This window comes from Bacteroides sp. MSK.20.12 (assembly GCF_019052435.1).
Taxonomy (GTDB): Bacteria; Bacteroidota; Bacteroidia; order Bacteroidales; family Bacteroidaceae; genus Bacteroides; species Bacteroides xylanisolvens.
The window spans coordinates 1-21,540 of record NZ_JAHQVH010000063.1 but is presented as its reverse complement, the minus strand read 5'-3'; the positions used below and the strand labels follow the sequence as shown (position 1 = coordinate 21,540).

At 40.4% G+C, this 21,540-nt stretch carries 20 protein-coding genes and 1 pseudogene; 11 read left to right on the top strand and 10 right to left on the bottom strand.

Annotated features, from left to right (window positions below):
* Window positions 1-3: 3 nt before the first annotated feature.
* From KTR06_RS22690 to KTR06_RS22670, 5 genes and pseudogenes are all read right to left on the bottom strand, one after another.
* Complete coding sequence (locus tag KTR06_RS22690) at window positions 4-180, bottom strand: DUF4250 domain-containing protein (RefSeq protein ID WP_015532590.1); 177 nt, start codon at window positions 178-180, stop codon at window positions 4-6.
* A gap of 61 nt (window positions 181-241) precedes the next feature.
* Window positions 242-1,786, bottom strand: a pseudogene (locus tag KTR06_RS22685) (carboxypeptidase-like regulatory domain-containing protein).
* 21 nt (window positions 1,787-1,807) lie between these two features.
* Window positions 1,808-2,662: a FecR family protein gene (locus KTR06_RS22680; RefSeq protein ID WP_151926795.1), complete on the bottom strand. Its 855-nt coding sequence runs from the start codon at window positions 2,660-2,662 to the stop codon at window positions 1,808-1,810.
* Window positions 2,662-3,213 carry an RNA polymerase sigma-70 factor gene (locus tag KTR06_RS22675; RefSeq protein ID WP_008021410.1) on the bottom strand — a complete coding sequence of 184 codons (552 nt, stop codon included), beginning with the start codon at window positions 3,211-3,213 and terminating at the stop codon, window positions 2,662-2,664. The genes KTR06_RS22680 and KTR06_RS22675 overlap by 1 nt, the downstream gene beginning before the upstream one ends.
* Window positions 3,214-3,263: 50 nt before the next feature.
* A complete protein-coding gene (locus KTR06_RS22670) occupies window positions 3,264-4,523 on the bottom strand; it encodes a carboxypeptidase-like regulatory domain-containing protein (RefSeq protein ID WP_008644523.1) in 1,260 nt (419 codons plus the stop codon).
* 167 nt (window positions 4,524-4,690) lie between these two features.
* Between KTR06_RS22670 and KTR06_RS22665 the strand changes: the two genes are divergently transcribed.
* From KTR06_RS22665 to KTR06_RS22640, 6 genes are all read left to right on the top strand, one after another.
* Window positions 4,691-5,137, top strand: a complete 447-nt coding sequence (locus KTR06_RS22665; RefSeq protein ID WP_151923226.1) for a GNAT family N-acetyltransferase — start codon at window positions 4,691-4,693, stop codon at window positions 5,135-5,137.
* An 84-nt stretch (window positions 5,138-5,221) separates the two neighbouring features.
* Window positions 5,222-5,653: a hypothetical protein gene (locus KTR06_RS22660; RefSeq protein ID WP_074635570.1), complete on the top strand. Its 432-nt coding sequence runs from the start codon at window positions 5,222-5,224 to the stop codon at window positions 5,651-5,653.
* Window positions 5,654-5,801: 148 nt separating this feature from the next.
* Entirely contained in the window at window positions 5,802-6,437 is a 636-nt protein-coding gene (locus tag KTR06_RS22655; RefSeq protein WP_215681537.1) for a DedA family protein, read from the top strand.
* Between the two features lie 77 nt (window positions 6,438-6,514).
* Window positions 6,515-7,162, top strand: a complete 648-nt coding sequence (locus KTR06_RS22650; protein ID WP_217290827.1) for a DUF47 domain-containing protein — start codon at window positions 6,515-6,517, stop codon at window positions 7,160-7,162.
* A 15-nt stretch (window positions 7,163-7,177) separates the two neighbouring features.
* Window positions 7,178-8,194 carry an inorganic phosphate transporter gene (locus tag KTR06_RS22645; RefSeq protein WP_008644519.1) on the top strand — a complete coding sequence of 339 codons (1,017 nt, stop codon included), beginning with the start codon at window positions 7,178-7,180 and terminating at the stop codon, window positions 8,192-8,194.
* A 127-nt stretch (window positions 8,195-8,321) separates the two neighbouring features.
* Window positions 8,322-10,577 carry a cation:proton antiporter gene (locus KTR06_RS22640; RefSeq protein ID WP_015532584.1) on the top strand — a complete coding sequence of 752 codons (2,256 nt, stop codon included), beginning with the start codon at window positions 8,322-8,324 and terminating at the stop codon, window positions 10,575-10,577.
* Between the two features lie 198 nt (window positions 10,578-10,775).
* Here the strand turns inward: KTR06_RS22640 and dnaK are convergent, their stop codons facing one another.
* A complete protein-coding gene (dnaK, locus tag KTR06_RS22635; protein WP_008021329.1) occupies window positions 10,776-12,689 on the bottom strand; it encodes a molecular chaperone DnaK in 1,914 nt (637 codons plus the stop codon).
* Window positions 12,690-13,015: 326 nt separating this feature from the next.
* Window positions 13,016-13,804 carry an META domain-containing protein gene (locus tag KTR06_RS22630; protein ID WP_151926791.1) on the bottom strand — a complete coding sequence of 263 codons (789 nt, stop codon included), beginning with the start codon at window positions 13,802-13,804 and terminating at the stop codon, window positions 13,016-13,018.
* Window positions 13,805-13,949: 145 nt separating this feature from the next.
* Here KTR06_RS22630 and KTR06_RS22625 point away from each other — a divergent pair, with 145 nt between their 5' ends.
* The 4 genes from KTR06_RS22625 (at window position 13,950) to recA (ending at window position 18,062) form a co-directional block, all read left to right on the top strand.
* Entirely contained in the window at window positions 13,950-15,233 is a 1,284-nt protein-coding gene (locus KTR06_RS22625; protein ID WP_151926790.1) for a hypothetical protein, read from the top strand.
* A 90-nt stretch (window positions 15,234-15,323) separates the two neighbouring features.
* Entirely contained in the window at window positions 15,324-16,517 is a 1,194-nt protein-coding gene (locus tag KTR06_RS22620) for a saccharopine dehydrogenase family protein (RefSeq protein ID WP_004312514.1), read from the top strand.
* Window positions 16,518-16,545: 28 nt separating this feature from the next.
* On the top strand, window positions 16,546-17,001 hold the full coding sequence (gene bcp / locus KTR06_RS22615) for a thioredoxin-dependent thiol peroxidase (RefSeq protein ID WP_004312515.1): 456 nt from the start codon (window positions 16,546-16,548) through the stop codon (window positions 16,999-17,001).
* A 26-nt stretch (window positions 17,002-17,027) separates the two neighbouring features.
* Window positions 17,028-18,062 carry a recombinase RecA gene (gene recA, locus KTR06_RS22610; RefSeq protein WP_004312516.1) on the top strand — a complete coding sequence of 345 codons (1,035 nt, stop codon included), beginning with the start codon at window positions 17,028-17,030 and terminating at the stop codon, window positions 18,060-18,062.
* 120 nt (window positions 18,063-18,182) lie between these two features.
* Here the strand turns inward: recA and KTR06_RS22605 are convergent, their stop codons facing one another.
* The 3 genes from KTR06_RS22605 to KTR06_RS22595 form a co-directional block, all read right to left on the bottom strand.
* Entirely contained in the window at window positions 18,183-19,175 is a 993-nt protein-coding gene (locus KTR06_RS22605) for a YeiH family protein (protein ID WP_004312517.1), read from the bottom strand.
* A 122-nt stretch (window positions 19,176-19,297) separates the two neighbouring features.
* Entirely contained in the window at window positions 19,298-19,672 is a 375-nt protein-coding gene (locus KTR06_RS22600; protein WP_008021320.1) for a YccF domain-containing protein, read from the bottom strand.
* 16 nt (window positions 19,673-19,688) lie between these two features.
* On the bottom strand, window positions 19,689-20,108 hold the full coding sequence (locus tag KTR06_RS22595; protein WP_178286710.1) for a DUF1810 domain-containing protein: 420 nt from the start codon (window positions 20,106-20,108) through the stop codon (window positions 19,689-19,691).
* Between the two features lie 560 nt (window positions 20,109-20,668).
* Here KTR06_RS22595 and KTR06_RS22590 point away from each other — a divergent pair.
* The gene (locus KTR06_RS22590; RefSeq protein WP_049703183.1) at window positions 20,669-21,313 is read left to right on the top strand and encodes an HU family DNA-binding protein; all 645 of its coding nucleotides are present in this window, start codon (window positions 20,669-20,671) and stop codon (window positions 21,311-21,313) included.
* Window positions 21,314-21,540: the final 227 nt, after the last annotated feature.

The window sequence follows — 21,540 nt, the reverse complement described above, 5'->3', positions numbered from 1 at the left end:
TGATTACCAGAACTTATTGTGTTCCGCACTATATTCAAAGCCTGCGGCATTCAACTGATTCACTAATTCATCCTTGTTCACATTCATATCTTCACAAAGTTCGTCAAGTGAAGAATAGCAGTCGCGCAACTTCATATTGATGACGCTGAACAACATCATCGGATCTTTTGGTAATTCCATAACATACAATCTTTTAAACCGGGGGCAAAGGTACAGCAATCCCGTTGAATGGCAAAACAAATCAATCTCCTATTTCTTCTATCTTCAAAGAGATTTTTTCTATTAGTTTGCTGATTTCTTCTTCCAATGGGATCACATTGAAGTCTTTCCAAAAGTTCTCATCGTATTTGAAATATGTGTCGGAGAAGATTGTACGGGTAGGCAATCTTTCTGTACGGGAAAATGCGGTTACCTGTCCGGTTTCCACCTTGCAAGTAATCATCTCAAACCAGATATGAAGGTCGCGACTGCCAAACAGCATTTTTGTACGTTTCACTTTGAAATGAAGATCGCCCCGGATATGATGTATGTAATAAGTTCCTTGCCACGGTTTATAAGAAATGGTATATACCACTTTTTGAGGAATCATGCGTACATTGCGTGCGCGCCTTTCGACGAACATACCCGCCGCATTTTTCACATATACAGGATGAACTTCCAGACGGGCTTGCAATAAGGCGCTCGTTTCAGAATCAAGGAATAGTTCTCCGCAAAAAAGAGGTTCACTGATTCCTTTTTTCTGTTCAAAATGCACCACATTTACAAACCGGTCTTCTAAAAATGTCACGCCCTCCGAAGTATAGGTATAAATGCTATTCTCGATACTGGGAATCAGGAATTCGGGCATATCTTTTATGATATCCATCTGAATACAAGCCTAAATTCCCGACTTCACTTTTACCAATAAGCTATCTTTCGCTTCCACATTGCTTAGCCGACTCATTTTCAACAGCTTCACTTGATCTGGCATTGCAGAATGTGAGGATGTCTTATAAACCTTGAACACTGCTTCCGACAAGTTTTGGAATTTGTTTTTCAACTGAACTCCTTCACGATAAAAGGTAGTCAGATACACGGGAGTATGCGAATAGTTCTGTTCCCTCCGTTCAATCATTTCTCGCAAAAGTTTCTTTGGTTCACTTCGACGAATCACTACTTCCTGCAAAGAAACCACTTTAGGTTCGAGACTAAGTATATTGTGCCGTCCAATCAACAAAGCAAACTCTATATCTTGTGAAAGATAACCTATATGAGAAAAGGTAATCGAATCGTTTTTTAAAGAATCGGGTAAGGACAGTTTAAAATCTCCATTCTGATTTGTTATGCTGCCGATAGATGTCCGCCTCACTCCAACAGTAGCTGAAGAGATGGGCACACCCGTCTCCTTATCCAGCAAAGTGCCGGTAATGGAAAAGTTAATAGGCTGCTCCGAAATGGAATCCTGTTGTATATGAATCTTTTTCTCCGAAGGGAGAGTAATCAGAATATGAGTACCAATCACCTGAAACTCCAAACCGGTATCTCCTACTATATCATACACTGCTTGGCGAATAGACCGTTCTCCTCCCTTTATCTTCACGACAGCATCATTATCAATAACTTTACTGTCATAAATAAACATATATCCCGACTGTTGGGAGACATTACCTAATAATGAATAAACAGTGCCTTTTGACTTGGGAAGCCGAACTATCCGTTCCAATACATCGCCCCCATCCGCTCTCATCGTATCGACTACGAAAAAGAGTATGAATAGAATGGATAGATAGCAATAAGCCTGTTTCATTTTCTCAAGTTTAAATGAGTTTTATTCTGATAACAAAAGAATATCCCCTTGCCGGACACATTGCAGACCGAGTGCGCTAGCTATCAGAGTAGCTACGACTTCAGAAGACTCATCAGAAAATTCAACCGTCAACCTACGTTCCTCCAATGCAGGTGAAGCCACTTGAATCTGCAAACTATCCGAATTCAGGTTCATCACTTTCAGAATGTTCGCCAAAGATTCATCTTTAAAACGTATGTGTTTAAAGAAGCTCCCCCACTCTTCATTCTCTTTATCCGCATCGAGAACGACTAATCGTTGCGATTGCACCACTACTGCCTCTCCCGCTTTTACATAACATTCCTGATTTCCTTTTTTTAGAGTAACTTTCACAATCCCTCTTTGTACAGATAAACGGAACGGAGCATGTTCATCGCTCTGTACACTGAAAGCGGTTCCCAAAACTTCAATTTTAGCTTGTTCCGTATCAATCCAAAAGGGTTGTCCCTGCTTCTTTGCTACGTCGAAGAAAGCATTTCCCTGCAAACTCACTTCCCGTTTATCAGCAATAAAATGCTTCGGATATAATAAGGAGGTTTCCTTTGCCAAAAGTACCACAGAACCGTCTTCAAGAGTCGTTGCCAAAGTGGAAATGCCTTGATTTTCCTGTGTAAGAAAATTCTGTGCCGGTTCTCTTTCAGAACCGGTCATCCAATACAAAGCTCCCCAGACGACGCCTATCAAAACGGCGGCAACTGCTCCGTATCTGATCCATAGTGAATGTTTGCGTATAGGACTTCTCTCATCAACTTTCGCAAGTAAACGGTCATTGTCCAGGCGATTATACAATCGGTTCCATGCCTGATCTGTCTTTATTTTATAAATTTCTGTTTTCATCACTTCATGTGAATATAAGTTTCAACTTCTTCTCGTAATGTCCGGAGGGCTTTTGTCATTTCAGCTTCTACTGTTTTTACTGAAAGAGAAAGCTGTGTTGCTATCTCCACATATTTCCGCCCCTCCAAACGGTGCATCTCAAAAATCTGTCGTCTGCGGACCGGCAGCTTTTCAAGAGTGTTATTTATGAATTTCTGTAATTCCTCATACTCCATCTGTTGATGAGGATCTGTCGACTGCTCCGGATTGGAAGTGTTCAATACTGCTTCACGGTATCTATTCCTAACTTCTTCGTGTTCACAATACTGCAAAGATTGATTGCGAGTCGCCCTGTACAGATAGCTTTTAACGGACTGGAAAATCTGTAAGCGCACCCTTTCTTTCCAAAGTACATAGAAAAGCTCTTCTACAATCTCTTCCGCTACCGCCATCTGCCCGGTAATGCCTGCCGCATAACAGCAAAGAGGAAAATAGTAACGGCGAAAGAGTTCCTCAAACGCTTTTATGTCACCTTCCTTTATCTTTTTTAGTATGAGCAGTTCATCCAGCATACTTGCTTTTCTTTATGATTGACTTCAAATATAAGAAAACTATCCCTGTTTCAATTCGATTGCTTTTTCAATTTATCCACTGCGTGCTCCAAAGATTCCGTAGGTTCGATGATATTGTAGTTTCCCCAAAAGTCAGGATTCCAGTATTCGTCTACTTTATCATAAAATATTTGATTCAGGCTGAAAGCTTCTTTGTTGGGTATATTCTCCAATACTCCTTCTTTTCTATCGGTCACTACCATTTCGGAAGCTACCGTATAGCTCGTGGAAAACAACTTCCGCTTCCAGTCACATTTAAAACGGATTGTGTTATGAATATAGTTCAGATACGTTTTTCCATCTACATCTTTATAAGTGACCAGATAAGAGAGTTCTTGCGGTTTGAATCTTAAACCGAGAGGTTTCTTATACAGAATTGCGGTAGTCGCCTTCGATTTATTCTGCATATCCAGACTCATTTCTATACGGGTGAATGACAACCGTTCACGATCGATATACAATTTACCGTATAATAAAGCGTACATGAGAATGACTTTCGGGCGGAAATTAATAACATACTGCATACGATTATCTATAAGCATGGATTCTGCCATCCAGAATTCGTAATTATTCAATTCTTCAAAATCGAGTAACGCTCCCTTGTTCTTCACGACATCCAAAGTGACGCCTAGATTAGGACCACCCACAACTTTGACAGCTAATGTGTCACTCGCTTTCTGACTAAGCAGACGACGTCCCTTCTCCACCCGTACTTTATCATAGTTTATATTTCTATTGGTATAGGCTGTTTTAGACACATCGAGCACTGCTTCCGATATACCGATATATCGACGCCCTTTCTGTACGGTTTCCCGGTAAAATCCCGTCAGCATATCACGCTTATCACTATAATTTAAAGGAATCTTATTGATTGCTTTCTCTACAATTATACGTGGATTTTCGGCAAATACCACCACTTCATTCAATAGATTGGAATGAGGCGTCAACCAAACTGTCAACATAGCGGCTGTTTCTTTCTCCAAAGAGATATGAGTATTTACATAACCGATATGTGAAATGTCCAGTTCACGCGGGGTTTCCGTTTTTTTAATCTTCAAAGCAAATTCTCCTTCCGCATTGGTCACAGTACCGATATTGCTACCATGCACCGATACATTTACGTTCTCCAGAGCTTTTTTATTTTGCTTGTCTTTCACCATACCAACAATCGTAAGATAATCTCCGGCATCTCCTTGCGCCCACACAGGATAGCTACAAAGCAGCAAACAAACTGATAGCCATCCAACCAAGTGTTTTTCTACATTTTTCATACTGATGCTTTTTAAAGGTAAATAAATTGCGTTTCTACTAATAAGAGCGCTCAAACCGGAAATACCCTACAGCTTTTACAAAAAAAAGAAAAAGAAATCTGATTTCAATACCATATCCGGAAATTAATAGTAATTTTCCCGGCAAATTAATGATAAAAGCAATCACTATGATACGCAAATTAGACAAGACCGAATACGCCCTGGCTACATCGTTAGCATTGGAGGTATATATACAATGTGGAGCGGAAGACTTCGATGAAGAAGGTTTGAATTCATTCAAAAGCTTTATCTCCAACGAGCAACTGATGAATGAATTAGTGATTTACGGTGCTTTTGAGGATAAGAATCTGGTCGGCATCATGGGGACAAAGAATGAAGGAAAACATCTTTCTTTATTCTTTATCCGAAAAAAGTACCAATGCAAAGGTATCGGCAAACAGTTATTCTGTTTCGCTATCAATGATTGTCCGGTAGATGAAATGACTGTTAATTCATCCACGTACGCTATTCCTTTTTATCAAAGTCTGGGTTTCGACAAGATTGCCGGGAAACAATGTACCAACGGGATAACCTATACTCCGATGAAATTTACGATGAGTTGCCTCAAAGAATAATTCCCGGTAGTCACTGATATAATTGTTAATTATGCTTGTGAATATGTATTTCATATAAAAATAGTTTCTACCTTTGCGGCCGTTATGATGAAGTACATATTCTGTATACTATTAGGCGTATTTCTGAATTGGGGATTCCATCTGATTTCCGATGAAGCACAGGAGGCATACCGGTTAGAAGCCGGTAGTACCAGCATACAAACCTATACCAATTCATACACCTCCAAAACCAGCATCATACAGCTGGATAAAGAACAGAAACTAGTCAAAACAAAAGAATACACCGGAAAGCAAGATTACAATAACGATAATGGTGTTTTAAATCCATTTTCTTTCCGACACCTCTCTCCTTTAAAGATACTACGATTCAATATTCCTTCTGTCACTATCCGTATACTAAGCTCTCTGAAGATTCAGCTTCCTCAAAACCAATGGACAGGTTTTTCATATTATACCAATCTTTTTAAATATTCTGATAGATATCATATCTATTCATTAGGTCACATACTCATTTAGCCATTTTATATTTTTTCCGGCATAAGACTATTCCAGTCTTTGATGCCTCACTTTCTGTTTGCGTCCTCCATTTAAGTGAAAAGAGTATTCACTATGGTCCGGAAGCCAATAACATTCTTTTTTTACCATAACAACCAAAGTATATAAAATGGACTTTTTATTGGATTTCATCCTTCATATCGATCAATATATGGTTATGATTGTGCGTGATTATCATGCCTGGACGTATGCCATTTTGTTTTTTATAATCTTCTGTGAAACCGGATTAGTGGTCACTCCTTTTCTTCCCGGTGATTCTCTACTCTTCGTTGCAGGAGCTATTTCTGCCTTACCTGACATGCCTATCAGTGTGCATATACTCGTTATCATTTTATTTGCCGCTGCCGTATTAGGCGATTCCTGCAATTACATGATCGGACATTTCTTCGGTCGAAAGCTTTTTAATAATCCCAATTCCAAGATATTCAAACAAAGCCATCTGGAGAAGACACACGAGTTTTATAAGAAATATGGTGGGAAAACAATTATTCTGGCCAGATTCGTCCCGATAGTACGCACGTTTGCCCCCTTCGTAGCAGGAATGGGAAAGATGAACTATTACTATTTTATGATGTATAATTTAGCGGGTGGTGCGGCTTGGGTTGGCATATTCTGCTACGCCGGTTATTTCTTCGGAGACCTTCCGTTTGTACAAGAGAACTTGAAACTGCTGATCGTTGCCATCATATTCATCTCTATATTGCCTGCAATCATAGAGGTAGTACGAGCCAAACTAAAGTTTTAAAACACCAAACTATAATCTGTATTCATTTGTTACTAATATAAATAGAGAAGAAAAAACAATTTAAAGTTTTTACACTTATGAAAAATTCTTTTTTTAGCCGGTTTACTCCAAAGGAGCCCAAATTTTTCCCATTGCTGAAACAACTTTCAGAAGTGCTTTGTGAGGCATCCGTTGTTTTAACAGAAAGCTTGCAACATGACTCACCAACAGAACGTGCAGACTACTACAAGAAAATCAAAGAGCTGGAACGTGAAGGGGACAAACTGACGCATCGGATTTTTAATGAATTGGGCACTACATTCATCACTCCTTTCGACCGTGAAGATATTCATGACTTAGCTTCCTGCATGGATGATGTCATCGATGGAATAAATAGTTGTGCCAAACGAATCTCTATTTACAATCCCCGTCCTATCTCGGAGAACGGCAAAGAATTGAGCCGTTTGATTCAGGAAGAAGCGACCTACATCTGTAAAGCCATGGACGAACTTGAAATATTCCGTAAGAAACCGACTCTTCTCCGGGAATATTGCTCAAGATTACATGAAATCGAGAATCAGGCAGATGACGTATATGAATTCTTTATCACCAGGCTATTTGAAGAAGAAAAGGATTGCATTGAACTTATCAAAATTAAAGAAATCATGCATGAACTGGAGAAAACGACCGATGCCGCAGAGCACGTAGGCAAGATTCTGAAAAACCTGATTGTAAAGTACGCATAAAGTAAGCCGGAACACATGGAATTATTAGTGACTATCATTATTCTGGCTCTGATATTCGATTATATCAACGGCTTTCACGATGCAGCAAACTCAATAGCTACAATCGTATCTACCAGGGTGCTTACACCCTTTCAAGCTGTACTATGGGCTGCTTTCTTCAATTTCGTTGCTTTTTTCATTGCCAAATACATTATAGGCGGATTCGGTATTGCCAATACAGTATCCAAAACGGTGGTAGAACAATATATCACTTTACCTATTATATTGGCAGGAGTGATAGCAGCCATCACCTGGAACCTGGTAACATGGTGGAAAGGTATCCCGTCTTCATCCTCACATACGCTTATCGGAGGATTTGCAGGAGCTGCCATTATGGCAAACGGGTTTGAAGCAATTCAACTTAATATCATTCTTAAAATTGCAGCTTTCATCTTTCTGGCTCCTTTTATCGGAATGGTGATTGCTTTCGGTTTCACTCTGTTTGTGCTTTACATCTGCCGCCGTGCACATCCTCATACAGCTGAAGTCTGGTTTAAGAGGTTGCAGCTCGTTTCTTCCGCTCTCTTCAGCGTCGGACATGGTTTGAATGATTCACAAAAAGTAATGGGTATCATTGCCGCTGCCATGATAGCCGCCCATTCTATGGGATTGGGTATGGGTATCAACAGCATCAATGACCTTCCCGACTGGGTTGCTTTTTCGTGTTTCACCGCCATCTCACTCGGCACCATGTCCGGAGGTTGGAAAATAGTAAAGACAATGGGAACCAAAATCACCAAAGTAACCCCATTGGAAGGAGTAATTGCCGAAACAGCCGGTGCTTTCACTCTCTACATTACGGAAATGCTGAAAATCCCCGTTAGTACAACACATACTATCACAGGTGCAATCATCGGAGTAGGTGCAACCAAACGCCTCTCTGCCGTTCGCTGGGGAATAACAAAAAGTCTCATGACTGCCTGGATTCTTACAATTCCGGTCAGTGGACTCCTGGCAGCAGCTATCTATTATATTGTTTCCCTCTTTTTGTAGAGGAAAACAATATAATGAATAATTGACTGCCGATACTCTCGAAAAAGAAAAGAGCTGAACATCCATGTCCCTTGTCTCTTTTCTGTCTAACTATCAGGAAGAAAAAAATGAATAAATCCATCACTAAATGTCACATTTACCAACTTTGATTGCCGACCTTGCGCTGATATTAATATCGGCCAGTGTAATAACCTTGCTGTTCAAATGGATGAAACAACCTTTAGTCTTAGGTTACATCATTGCCGGATTACTAGCGGGGCCTTATATAAATATTTTCCCCACCGTGGGAGATATCGAAAATATCAATATATGGGCGGAAATAGGTGTTATTTTCCTGCTCTTCGCACTTGGACTGGAGTTTAGTTTTAAAAAGCTCATGAATGTAGGTTCCACAGCTTTTATTACGGCCACCACCGAAGTCGTCAGTATGTTGCTCATAGGTTTTCTGGTAGGACAATTGTTAGGATGGGGCACAATGAATTCCATCTTTCTTGGAGGAATGTTATCTATGTCGTCTACCACAATTATCATCAAGGCCTTTGATGATTTGGGGTTACGCAACCAGCGTTTCACGGGCATCGTATTCGGTACTCTGGTAGTGGAAGACCTGATTGCCATTTTAATGATGGTACTTCTTTCTACAATGGCGGTAAGTCAGGACTTTGTGGGTGAAGACTTATTGATTAGTGTTCTCAAAGTCGTTTTCTTTTTAATCCTGTGGTTTCTCATCGGTATTTTCGTTATTCCGGCTTTTCTTAAAAAAGCAAAGAAGCTGATGAATAATGAGACGCTTTTGATTGTTTCAATCGGTCTTTGTCTGGGAATGGTGGTATTGGCTACCTATACAGGCTTTTCAACGGCATTAGGTGCATTTATCATGGGATCTATCCTTGCCGAAACCATCGAAGCCGAGCACATCGAACATATCATACAACCGGTAAAAGACCTCTTCGGAGCTATTTTTTTCGTATCGGTCGGTATGCTAGTAAATCCGGCGGTATTGGTAGAATATGCCTGGCCTGTTATCATCATTACTCTGGTTACCATTATCGGTAAAGCCATTTTCTCTTCATTTGGCGTACTCTTATCCGGAGAACCGCTGAACACTTCTATCAAATCCGGATTCAGCCTGGCACAAATCGGAGAGTTTGCTTTCATCATTGCCGGACTGGGTGTTTCGCTCAAAGTGCTCGATCCGTTTATTTCACCTATTATTGTGGCTGTATCTGTTATCACCACTTTCACGACTCCTTATTTTATCCGTTTAGCCAACCCTTTTGCCGAATGGCTTTACAAAATATTGCCTACTAAAGTACAGGAAACATTAGATCGTTATGCTTCCGGCAAGAAAACCATGAATCACGATAGTGACTGGAAGAAATTACTAAAAAACATGATTGGCAGGGTTATTATTTATAGCGTATTGCTCACTGCTATCTGGCTGCTGTCTATACAAATCATTTATCCCGCCATCAGTGAAATGTTTGCTCCTGTTACCCTATGGATTAAGCTGGTGATGTGTCTGGGCACTCTTTTGCTTATGACTCCTTTTTTGTGGGCACTCATCTCCAACAAATACAACTCTTCCGAATTATTCCTGAAGCTATGGAGAGATGAGAATTACAATCACGGACGACTGGTTTCTCTCGTTCTAGGCCGTGTATCTGTTGCTCTTTTCTTCATCACTAGCGTAGTTATCAGCTATTTCAAGCTGAACTGGGGAATAAGTGTGATCATTGCCATAGCTGTTGTGGCATTGATTCTTATTCTTAGGGAAGACCTCACGCAATATTCACGATTGGAAACGAGATTCCTAGCCAATCTTAACCGAAGGGAAGAGGCTGCTAAAAAACGACACCCGCTAAAAACAAGTTTCAATAGCGAGTTCAATGACAAGGACCTTGATTTGACATCTGTCGTGGTATCGCCTTATTCCGGTTACATCGGCAAGTCTTTAGGAGAACTTTCATTCAGGCAAAATTTTGGAGTGAATGTAGTTGCAATCACGCGTGGTGATTTAAATATATACATTCCGAAAAGTTCTGAACCTATTTATCCGCAGGATAAACTGACTGTAGTCGGTACGGATATGCAATTGCAGGAGTTCAGAAATAGAATAGAAGATGTAAAAAATACAAAAGATACGGACGCAGTAGATAAAAAGATGACTCTCCACTCTTTCACTGTAGATGATGAATTCCGTTTCTTAAATAAAACCATTGCGCAGTCTCATTTGGGAGAAAAGTACGACGGTATCGTTGTGACTATTGAACGGAATAATGAATTGATCCCTCTGGATAAAGATACGGCTTTCCAATTAGGAGATCTCGTTTGGATTGTGGGTAACCGCGAGAAGATTAGAGAAATACTGTATCTGACGTAATTGGAATTGGCTACTTACAAAACGGAAAAGTATAAAAACGAGAAAGCATGCTTAATAAAATAGCTTCGATGTTTCTAACACCACATACTGTAATAAAGTCCGAGGTCAAATAAATCACATTACATATAAAACAAAAGAGAGCTGTAAACATTTAATCTACAGCTCTCTTATTTTGATTTATTGTATATTCAGCGATCTTTACTTGACTTCCTCAAAGTCAGCATCCTGAACGTTATCTCCGTGCTTGCTATTATCTTGCTGACCAGCACCACCGTTCATATCAGGACCAGCCTGTGCACCACCTTGTGCACCACCCTGTGCGTACATTTCAGCACTTGCAGCCTGGAAGGCAGTATTGATTTCTGCCATAGCAGTATCGATAGCAGCCAAGTCCTGTGCTTTGTGAGCATCTTTCAATTTCTGCAAAGCAGCTTCAATCGGAGCTTTCTTATCAGCAGGCAACTTATCACCTAATTCCTTCAACTGATTTTCAGTCTGGAAGATTACGCTGTCAGCCTGGTTCAGTTTATCGATTTTTTCACGTTCTTTCTTATCTGCTTCAGCATTAGCTTCAGCTTCAGCCTTCATCTTTTCGATTTCTTCCTTGCTCAAACCGCTGGATGCTTCGATACGGATAGCTTGTTCTTTACCGGTAGCCTTATCTTTAGCAGATACTTTCAAGATACCGTTCGCATCGATATCGAATGTAACCTCAATTTGAGGAACACCACGACGAGCCGGAGCAATACCAGACAAATTGAACTGACCGATTGATTTATTCTGGGCAGCCATCGGACGTTCTCCCTGCAATACATGAATCGTAACTTCACTTTGATTATCAGCAGCAGTAGAGAATGTTTCACTCTTACGAGCCGGAATGGTAGTGTTAGCATCGATCAACTTAGTCATTACACCACCCAGTGTTTCGATACCCATTGACAGCGGAGTAACATCCAACAATACTACACCTTTGATTTCGTCTGTCAAAACAGCACCCTGCACAGCAGCACCAATAGCTACCACTTCATCCGGATTCACACCTTTAGAAGGAGCCTTGCCGAAGAAATCTTCTACCAACTTCTGAACAGCCGGAATACGTGAAGAACCACCAACAAGGATTACTTCATCAATATCAGCATTGTTCAAACCTGCATCGCTCATTGCTTTCTTACATGGTTCAAGACAAGCCTGGATCAATTCGTGAGCCAGAGATTCGAATTTTGCACGAGTCAAAGTCTTCACCAAGTGCTTAGGCACACCACCTACCGGCATGATATACGGCAAGTTGATTTCTGTACTTGTAGAAGAAGAAAGCTCAATCTTAGCTTTTTCAGCAGCTTCTTTCAGACGTTGCAAAGCCATCGGATCCTGAGTCAAGTCAGCACCTTCATCGTTCTTGAATTCCTGTACCAACCAGTTGATGATTACCTGGTCGAAGTCGTCACCACCAAGGTGAGTATCACCGTTTGTAGAAAGTACTTCAAATACACCACCACCAAATTCGAGGATAGAGATATCGAATGTACCACCACCAAGGTCGAATACAGCAATCTTCATATCTTTGTGAGCCTTATCCAGACCGTAAGCAAGAGCTGCGGCTGTCGGTTCGTTTACAATACGTTTTACTTCCAGACCGGCAATCTGTCCGGCTTCTTTTGTAGCCTGACGTTGAGAGTCGGAGAAATAAGCAGGAACGGTGATGACTGCTTCTGTTACTTCCTGTCCAAGGTAGTCTTCGGCAGTCTTCTTCATTTTCTGAAGAATCATTGCAGAGATTTCCTGCGGAGTATACAGACGTCCGTCGATGTCAACACGCGGAGTGTTGTTGTCACCTTTCACTACTTTATAAGGAACACGAGTCACTTCTTTTTGTACCTGATCCCAATTTTCACCCATGAAACGTTTGATAGAGAAGATTGTACGTGTAGGGTTCGTAATAGCCTGACGTTTTGCAGGATCACCCACTTTACGTTCGCCACCATCAACGAAAGCGACAACAGAAGGAGTTGTACGCTTACCTTCACTGTTTGCAATTACTACAGGTTCGTTACCTTCGAATACGGCAACACAAGAGTTTGTAGTTCCTAAGTCAATACCAATAATTTTTCCCATGATCGTTATTTTTTTATTTATTATTTATTCAATGATTTCTTTTTGTCCGGTTGTTTCTCTGCTCTTATCAGGGAGCTTCGCCGCGAACGGACGCTTATTAAAAAGCAAACCGTGTGCCAAAAGGAAATTATACGAATGCATGACATAATATCTGCCAAAAAGACAGTTTTAATAAATAAACACTGCTGACATAGTCATATTCAAAGCCAATCAGCAACTGTTTCTTTAAACAAATACAGGCGGCTCTGGTTCGATAAAGGAAAAAAAATATGCCTGTATCGTCAAGTGCGACACAGGCATATCCTATTATATATAACTCTTATCTATTACTTTTCCAACACGATGACCAATGCACCGTTTGCATCATACAAACCAATGCCACCACCGGACAACACATCGAATGATTTCACTTCATTGATAGCTTTCAGCACCTTACCTTCTGTTTCCATATCAGGACAAGCCATCATTGTGCTTGCTACTCCCGGGAAAGAAATAGATTTGGCATTACTTGTACTGGTTTCAAAACCACCATTAATCAAATTACATCCGGCATTGCCATGAATGGTCTTTTTCTTCACATCAAAAGCAATGAAAGGTTGTTTTTCCATACCGGAAGGAATTGCTTCCCCATTCACTTCTTTAATTTTCCATTCTCCATTCAAAACTGAAAGTTTCACATCAGCCTCCTTCTTTTGTAGAACGACAACCGGACGGTTGGACGAATTGCAAAGATACATCTTATCTTTACCTGCCTTCTTGTATCCTTTTACTTGCGCAAAAGCATTCAATACATTATTTTCAGTAGTCATATCCGGACACATCATTCGGGTACTAGCCATCCCTATAAGTTCAAGGCTTCCCGGCTTCGCATTTACATCGAAACTGCCCATCATACGATTACATCCGCTATTGCCGGACACACGACCGGTCGCTGTATCAAAAGCGATAAAAGGAAGGGTTCTACTTTCGCCCGGAGCAATTTTCGAGCCGTTGACTTCTATAATATTCCATTCACCATTGATAGATGACAGGGGGATTGCCTTCTCAACCGAACGGCACGAAGACATTGCAAGTGCTGCACCAGCAATGCAAATTGAAACAAATACTTTCTTCATATTGTTATAACGTTTAAGTTAAAATCGGGGGCAAAGATATCAAAAAGATTGGAAAATAACATCCAATACAACATAAAATATATACATTTGCCAGTAGATATACAACAAACGAACAATTTACATAGTTCACTTAAAGTAAACAAATATGAGAATAATTGTCCTGTCTTTAATTCTATTCTGTTGTGGCACGTGTCCTATCACAGCTCAAAGTGATTACATTGTCACTACTCCTTCCACGCAGGAAATCCCTGTAGGTGAAGAAGAACAATTCATCAAGAATAACTTTCCACTGCAACCGCTGTGTAAATGGACACCCGGAATGAAGTTTATGTTTGTTCCTTCTACACGGAACATGTTCCTTCCTACTCTTTCCAGCTACGACACCGACAAAGGAATAGACAACAGCCTGCTGAAGCACAAGATTCTCACTTTCATGGGAACAGAAGAGAAGGCTCAAAATATATCAACCGGGACCAACTATTCCACTCGCTTCGTATTCGAATGTGAGGGAGAAAAATATTATTATGACATAAAGAACATGAGGCTGGACGAGATTTGCGAGAAGGCTCCCCGTGCCGGTATCAATGGATTGGTTTATCTGAAAGATGTAGATACTGCCAAAGAGTTGTTAATAGGAAAAACAGTCTATATACAATCTGAAAGTGCCCGGGTAGACGATGCCAACAATTATTCCGGCTATCAGAATATAGCAATTCCTGTCAATACGGAAGCTACAATTACCGCTATTGGAGTCGGCAGTCAGGCATATCCAGTGAAAATCGTATTCAAAGATACACAGGGACATTCTTATTATCTGGAAGTCGCTCTCTCGCGAACGAACTCCGGCATGGACCTGAATGATTTTCAAGGCGAAAAGAGAATGAAATATTTTTCAAATGCATTCAGTTTCACTAACAAGAGTCTGGGTACTATTGAAAGCCTGAAAAATAAATACTTGGGAATGACCGTTTATCCTAAAAAGATGCTGCCGGCCAAAAGAATCGTATCTTTTGAAGATAAGCAGACCGAATCACGTGTTCACTTGCCCCGATATACGGTTCTGCAAATAAAAGAGATTAAATTATCTCCCCCCGGCAGCCTGGCTACCCTGTCATTAACGGATAGGGACGGGGCAATCTATGAATTGGAAACAGATCTGAAATATGACGTGATTGTCAAAAATGATAATTATATCGAGGACTTTTTCGGATTCGAGGATATACATAAGAAATATCCGGGCATTACAGAAAGCCGTTGGCAGATTATCTCCCGGGGAGATTTAGAGGCAGGGATGAGCACAGTAGAATGTCGTTTATCCATTGGTGATCCGATAGAAATCGAGCTGAAAAAAGACAGTCGTTTCGAAACTTGGTTCTACAATGGCAAAACGCTGGAATTCGAAAACGGAACCTTGCAACGTTACAAATAAAAAGGAGTAGCTGCGCAATGATTATCTGAAAATAATCACGTATATTTGCCAAACCAATAAATCATAAATTATAATTCATTAAATACAGAAATGGGTAGAGTTCTTATTATTGGTGCAGGCGGTGTTGGCACTGTCGTTGCACACAAAGTGGCACAAAATGCCGATGTATTTACAGATATCATGATTGCCAGTCGTACGAAAGAGAAATGCGATAAAATCGTCGAGGCAATAGGTAACCCCAATATAAAAACAGCTAAAGTTGACGCAGACAATGTAGAGGAGCTGGTAGCCTTATTCAACGATTTCAAACCCGAAATGGTGATTAATGTGGCTCTCCCTTATCAGGATCTGACGATTATGGAAGCTTGTCTGAAAGCCGGAGTGAACTATCTGGACACCGCCAACTATGAGCCGAAAGATGAAGCTCATTTTGAATACAGCTGGCAGTGGGCTTATCACGATCGTTTCAAAGAAGCAGGTCTGACAGCTATCCTCGGCTGCGGATTCGACCCGGGAGTAAGCGGTATCTATACTGCTTATGCAGCTAAACATTATTTTGATGAAATTCAATATCTAGACATTGTAGACTGCAACGCAGGTAACCATCATAAGGCTTTTGCTACAAACTTCAATCCGGAGATCAACATTCGCGAGATTACACAAAACGGACGCTATTATGAAAATGGCAAATGGGTAACTACCGGTCCGCTGGAAATCCATAAAGACCTGACATACCCGAACATCGGTCCGCGTGACTCTTATCTTCTTTATCACGAAGAACTGGAATCTTTGGTGAAACATTATCCGACTATCAAACGTGCACGTTTCTGGATGACTTTCGGACAGGAGTATTTAACTCATTTACGCGTTATCCAAAACATCGGTATGGCACGAATCGACGAGGTTGATTACAACGGAATGAAGATTGTACCATTGCAATTCTTGAAGGCTGTATTGCCTAACCCGCAGGATTTAGGAGAAAACTACGAAGGAGAAACTTCTATCGGTTGCCGTATCCGTGGTCTGAAAGATGGTAAGGAACGTACTTACTATGTATACAACAACTGTAGTCACCAGGAAGCTTATCAGGAAACCGGTATGCAGGGAGTAAGCTACACCACCGGAGTTCCGGCAATGATTGGAGCCATGATGTTCTTCAAAGGCGAATGGAACCGTCCGGGTGTAAACAATGTAGAAGAATTCAATCCGGATCCGTTCATGGAACAACTCAATAAGCAAGGTCTTCCCTGGCATGAAGAGTTCGACAAGGATTTGGAATTATAAGCGTACACCTATTCATTAAAAGAAAGTTATGATAAACGTAGGAGATAAAGCACCGGAAGTCTTGGGTATCAATGAGAAAGGCGAAGAAATCCGTTTAAGTGCTTATAAAGGAAAAAAAATTGTGTTGTACTTCTACCCAAAGGACAGTACATCAGGTTGCACCGCACAAGCGTGTAACCTGCGCGACAACTATTCCGAACTACGTAAAGCCGGCTATGAAGTAATCGGTGTCAGCGTAGACAATGAAAAGTCGCACCAGAAATTCATCGAAAAGAACAATCTTCCTTTCACTCTGATTGCTGACACTGACAAAAAGTTAGTAGAAGAATTTGGAGTATGGGGAGAAAAGAAACTGTACGGACGTGCTTACATGGGTACTTTCCGCACTACTTTCCTGATTAATGAAGAGGGAATCGTAGAACGGATTATCACTCCCAAAGAAGTGAAGACCAAAGAACATGCCTCACAGATTTTAAATCAATAACTCCATTAATTATATAAGAATAAGGTATGGCAAAAAAAGACGAACTTAATTTTGAAACAGATAATAAAATGGCATCAAGCGAAAAACTAAAAGCCTTACAGGCTGCCATGGAAAAGATAGAAAAGAGCTTCGGTAAAGGTTCTATCATGAAAATGGGTGATGATAGTGTTGAACAAGTAGAAGTGATCCCGACAGGCTCTATTGCCCTGAACGTGGCACTTGGCGTTGGAGGTTACCCTAGAGGTAGAATCATCGAAATCTATGGCCCGGAGTCTTCCGGTAAAACAACATTGGCTATCCACGCCATTGCTGAAGCACAAAAGGCCGGCGGTATCGCTGCTTTTATTGATGCCGAACACGCTTTCGACCGTTTCTACGCATCTAAACTGGGCGTAAATATCGATGATCTTTATATCTCTCAACCGGATAACGGCGAGCAAGCGTTGGAGATTGCGGAACAACTGATTCGTTCTTCTGCTATCGACATCATCGTTATTGACTCTGTAGCTGCACTGACTCCTAAAGCGGAAATCGAAGGCGACATGGGTGATAACAAAGTAGGCCTTCAAGCACGTTTGATGTCGCAGGCTCTTCGTAAGTTGACAGCTGCTGTGAGCAAGACACGTACTACTTGTATTTTCATCAACCAGTTGCGTGAGAAGATCGGTGTTATGTTCGGTAACCCGGAAACAACAACCGGTGGTAATGCTTTGAAGTTCTACGCTTCTGTACGTTTGGATATCCGTGGTAGCCAACCGATCAAAGATGGCGAAGAGATTCTCGGTAAACTGACTAAGGTGAAAGTGGTGAAGAATAAAGTAGCACCTCCTTTCCGCAAAGCAGAATTTGACATCATGTTCGGTGAGGGTATCTCCCATTCCGGAGAAATCATCGACTTGGGTGCTGACTTGGGAATCATCAAGAAGAGCGGTTCATGGTATAGCTACAACGATACTAAGTTAGGACAAGGACGTGATGCCGCCAAACAATGCATCATGGATAATCCTGAACTGGCTGAAGAACTGGAAGGATTAATCTTTGAAGAATTGAAGAAGAAATAATTTGCTTTAATTCTGCTTTATCCACAGACTAAAACTGAATAAACAAAGGTGGGAGAAAATCGTTTACTACGATCATTCTCCCACCTTTTTCTCTTTTATATAATTCTCTCTTTTTTCCTCTTATACAAAATAAATGTATGCCAATGTGCTCAAGCTGATTATTACCCAAAGCAAAATCCCTTGAACCAAAGGCTTTATTCCAACTGCTTTCAATACATCAATAGAAAGAGAAGCACCGATGAAAAACATGGTAATCGTCAGAGTTTTACGGGCAATACCGTTAATAGCCGCTCCCAATTGTGGTACTCCATCCAGCAAATAAGTGTTTACTACCAATGCCAACACGAAGAAGAAGATAAACCATGGAATACTTATCTTTTGTCCTTTGCTCTTGAAAATAAAGGAAGTAGCAAAAGCCATCGGGATAATCCAAAGCGCACGGGTCAGTTTAATAGTGGTTGCCACTTTCAATGCTTCTTCGCCATAAGCAGCTCCTGCACCTACTACAGAACTGGTATCATGAATGGCAATGGCCGCCCATGTTCCGAATTGTTGCTGATCCATATTTAATGCATGACCAATGGCAGGGAAAATGAAAAGTGCGATAGCATTCAAGATAAAGATAGTACCCAATGCCACAGACATTTCACTGTCCTTCGCTTTCAACACTGGTCCCACTGCTGCGATAGCACTACCACCACAGATAGCAGTTCCCGAACTGATAAGATAAGCTGTATTACGGTCGATCTTGAACAACTTACGTCCAATAAACCAACCTATTACCAAGGTTCCGATCACCGAAATGACCGTAAACTCCATGCCTTCCTTACCGGAAGCTAAAGCAGAATGAAGATTCATACCAAATCCCAATCCTACAACTGAATATTGCAACAGATATTTAGAGGTTTTCTTATTAAACTTAGGATGCGCTTGTCCGCAAGTCAATGCAAAAATAAGTCCGAGGAACAAAGCAACCGGAGGAGTTACCCAAGCCGACCATGCTTCCAATCCTGGAATATAGTCTAAAAAAAGAAAGAAAGTCAGAGTAGAAAGCAGTGCAACATAAATCATTTTATTATTTGCCTGCAAAGTTTTTGTAGCTGTTGAAATCATATCTTTTTATCTTTAATTGTTTTCCGGCTGCAAAGGTACGGTAAACAATCAAGACCCGCCAATAGTTTCTAATTATGCATTATAACTTTTAATTATAAGCATACGCTTCCCTACAACTACTCTTACACTGTTATAATGTCTTTCCCAAAAGGTGATAATGCCAAAGCTGCCAATTTAAAGTGCTGTAAGCCAAAAGGAATACCAATGATAGTAATACACAATATAGCCCCGAAAACCAAATGGGACAGACAGATCCAAATGCCACCCAAAAATATCCACAGGATATTCATCAATATATAAAGGCAACCGCCAGAACGGTTTCCACTTCTTACTTCTTTACCGAAAGGCCACAAAGCAAGTCCTGCCAGTTTCAAGGTTTGCATACCAAACGGAATACCAATAATGGTAAGCATCATCAATATACTTGAAATGAGGTATTCAACGGCAGTAAAGATACCACCAAGCAACAACCACAATAAATTCATTAAACAGCCCATATATAAATTGTATTAGTTATTTTTCCAATTTTCTTTTTGTTGTCTCATCCACTTTACCCTGATAATAGCGATCTATCACTTGCTGAAACAAATCATCTGAAGCGACTTCATTAAAGAGCGTCATACATGATAATACTTTCATCGCATCTAACGAACCGAAAACCTCCTGTGCCGTTTTATTTTTCAATTGAAGAAAAACTGACGTTATCTCACGAAGCCTTTCTCCCAAAACCGGATGGGTAAGATATGCTTCTGCCTCTTCTTTGCCGCTAATCCCATAATACTGGGAGTTATAACTCATGCCCAACCCTTTCAGTTGAGGAAATATATACCAAATCCAGTGGGAATATTTCCGCCCGTTTCCCACTTCTGTAAGGGCTTGTTCATAGTCGCTTTGCTGCGCGTCCAAGAATCGTTGTAAATTATAGTTTGGCATATTCATATTTTTGCTTAAAATAAATATTATTTTCTTTACATGCTATTGATTATCAGCAATTATTAACTTTATCCATTCCTTATCCACATCACATATTGTTTCATACCTGAATACAAATATAGCTTTTTTGTTTCATATACGAAACTTGAGTCATATATACAAAAAAATCCGAACCGCTAAAATACAGAAAAGAGATAAGACAAACACTCTCTCAACCTTATTAAATCAATCAACTACCTTTCAGAATCAGTCCATCATTACTCTTTATCTCATTCATTATTACTCCTCTCCCAGTCTATTAACAAATAAATTATTCTTTATTACTGATAAACTTGCTTTTGACGAACAGATAACTTACCTTTGTGTAATAGCAAACTATAAATGAAAGTTTTGATTATAAAAACAGAACTTTCATTTTTATAAACGCAAGTTGCATTTATAAAAACAAAACTTCCGTTTACAGTTTACATTTAACCCAAAGGAACTTTTCTATTAGAGGAAAGGAAGTTTACTTCCAATAGAAAAGAACTTATCTATTAATACTTTAAACGACAGATAGTATGGCACGATACATTATGGAGGAGATGCCCGACATACAAAAGACGGGCAAAAGAATTACATATCCGAAGTTTGCACGGATAGACAATGCAAGCATAAAAGAGTTGGCACGACGGGTGGGCGATGTCAGCGGCTTCAGTGCCGGAGACATAGAAGGCGTGCTGCTTCAGACAGCTATTGAAATGGCACACCTGATGGCAGAGGGACGTTCGGTAAAGATAGACGGGATAGGTACATTCACTCCATCGCTCACCTTAGGCAGAGACAAGGAACGGGAAGATGCGGAAGAAGGTGGGAAACACCGCAACGCACAAAGTATTTTTATAGGAGGCGTTAATTTCCGGGTAGACAGGGAAATGGTAAGAAATATCAGCGATAGATGCCGGTTGGAAAGAGCTCCTTGGAAAAAGCAAAAATCCTCGAATAAATTCACACCGGAACAACGACTGGCATTAGCCCTAAAGTATCTGGACGAACATCCTTTCCTGACCGTTTGGGAATATCGGAAACTAACCGGATTGCTACAAACAGCAGCAACCACTGAACTGCGACAATGGGGACATCAACCCGATTCGGGAATAGAAATCACCGGAAGAGGAACACATAGGGTATATACAAAGAAGAAAATAGTCGAAGAAGGGCAATAATAGTATGAGAAATGACTTAAAAAAGTATGAGAAATAACTGTTTTTAAGGCTTATTTCACCCGGAAATGATGAGAAATGCGATTTATTAAAAACATTTCTCATACTATAATTCACTGATTATATGATGATTAATGTAAAATCATGAGAATATGAGAAATAAAAACGTTTTTTCTGGTTCTTCGTCAAATTTGGTGGTACTTCTTCTATTGTGAATAAAGAATCTTGGC

Excerpts from the sequence above, each read along its gene's own strand:
- KTR06_RS22605 (WP_004312517.1), bottom strand. The coding sequence starts at position 19,175 with ATGATTTCAACAGCTACAAAAACTTTGCAGGCAAATAATAAAATGATT.
- KTR06_RS22660 (WP_074635570.1), top strand. The coding sequence starts at position 5,222 with ATGATGAAGTACATATTCTGTATACTATTAGGCGTATTTCTGAATTGG.
- recA (WP_004312516.1), top strand. The coding sequence starts at position 17,028 with ATGGCAAAAAAAGACGAACTTAATTTTGAAACAGATAATAAAATGGCA.
- KTR06_RS22650 (WP_217290827.1), top strand. The coding sequence starts at position 6,515 with ATGAAAAATTCTTTTTTTAGCCGGTTTACTCCAAAGGAGCCCAAATTT.
- KTR06_RS22620 (WP_004312514.1), top strand. The coding sequence starts at position 15,324 with ATGGGTAGAGTTCTTATTATTGGTGCAGGCGGTGTTGGCACTGTCGTT.
- KTR06_RS22680 (WP_151926795.1), bottom strand. The coding sequence starts at position 2,662 with ATGAAAACAGAAATTTATAAAATAAAGACAGATCAGGCATGGAACCGA.
- KTR06_RS22595 (WP_178286710.1), bottom strand. The coding sequence starts at position 20,108 with ATGCCAAACTATAATTTACAACGATTCTTGGACGCGCAGCAAAGCGAC.
- KTR06_RS22625 (WP_151926790.1), top strand. The coding sequence starts at position 13,950 with ATGAGAATAATTGTCCTGTCTTTAATTCTATTCTGTTGTGGCACGTGT.
- KTR06_RS22655 (WP_215681537.1), top strand. The coding sequence starts at position 5,802 with ATGGACTTTTTATTGGATTTCATCCTTCATATCGATCAATATATGGTT.
- dnaK (WP_008021329.1), bottom strand. The coding sequence starts at position 12,689 with ATGGGAAAAATTATTGGTATTGACTTAGGAACTACAAACTCTTGTGTT.
- KTR06_RS22640 (WP_015532584.1), top strand. The coding sequence starts at position 8,322 with ATGTCACATTTACCAACTTTGATTGCCGACCTTGCGCTGATATTAATA.
- KTR06_RS22665 (WP_151923226.1), top strand. The coding sequence starts at position 4,691 with ATGATACGCAAATTAGACAAGACCGAATACGCCCTGGCTACATCGTTA.
- KTR06_RS22690 (WP_015532590.1), bottom strand. The coding sequence starts at position 180 with ATGGAATTACCAAAAGATCCGATGATGTTGTTCAGCGTCATCAATATG.
- KTR06_RS22670 (WP_008644523.1), bottom strand. The coding sequence starts at position 4,523 with ATGAAAAATGTAGAAAAACACTTGGTTGGATGGCTATCAGTTTGTTTG.
- KTR06_RS22645 (WP_008644519.1), top strand. The coding sequence starts at position 7,178 with ATGGAATTATTAGTGACTATCATTATTCTGGCTCTGATATTCGATTAT.
- KTR06_RS22600 (WP_008021320.1), bottom strand. The coding sequence starts at position 19,672 with ATGGGCTGTTTAATGAATTTATTGTGGTTGTTGCTTGGTGGTATCTTT.
- KTR06_RS22630 (WP_151926791.1), bottom strand. The coding sequence starts at position 13,804 with ATGAAGAAAGTATTTGTTTCAATTTGCATTGCTGGTGCAGCACTTGCA.
- KTR06_RS22590 (WP_049703183.1), top strand. The coding sequence starts at position 20,669 with ATGGCACGATACATTATGGAGGAGATGCCCGACATACAAAAGACGGGC.
- bcp (WP_004312515.1), top strand. The coding sequence starts at position 16,546 with ATGATAAACGTAGGAGATAAAGCACCGGAAGTCTTGGGTATCAATGAG.
- KTR06_RS22675 (WP_008021410.1), bottom strand. The coding sequence starts at position 3,213 with ATGCTGGATGAACTGCTCATACTAAAAAAGATAAAGGAAGGTGACATA.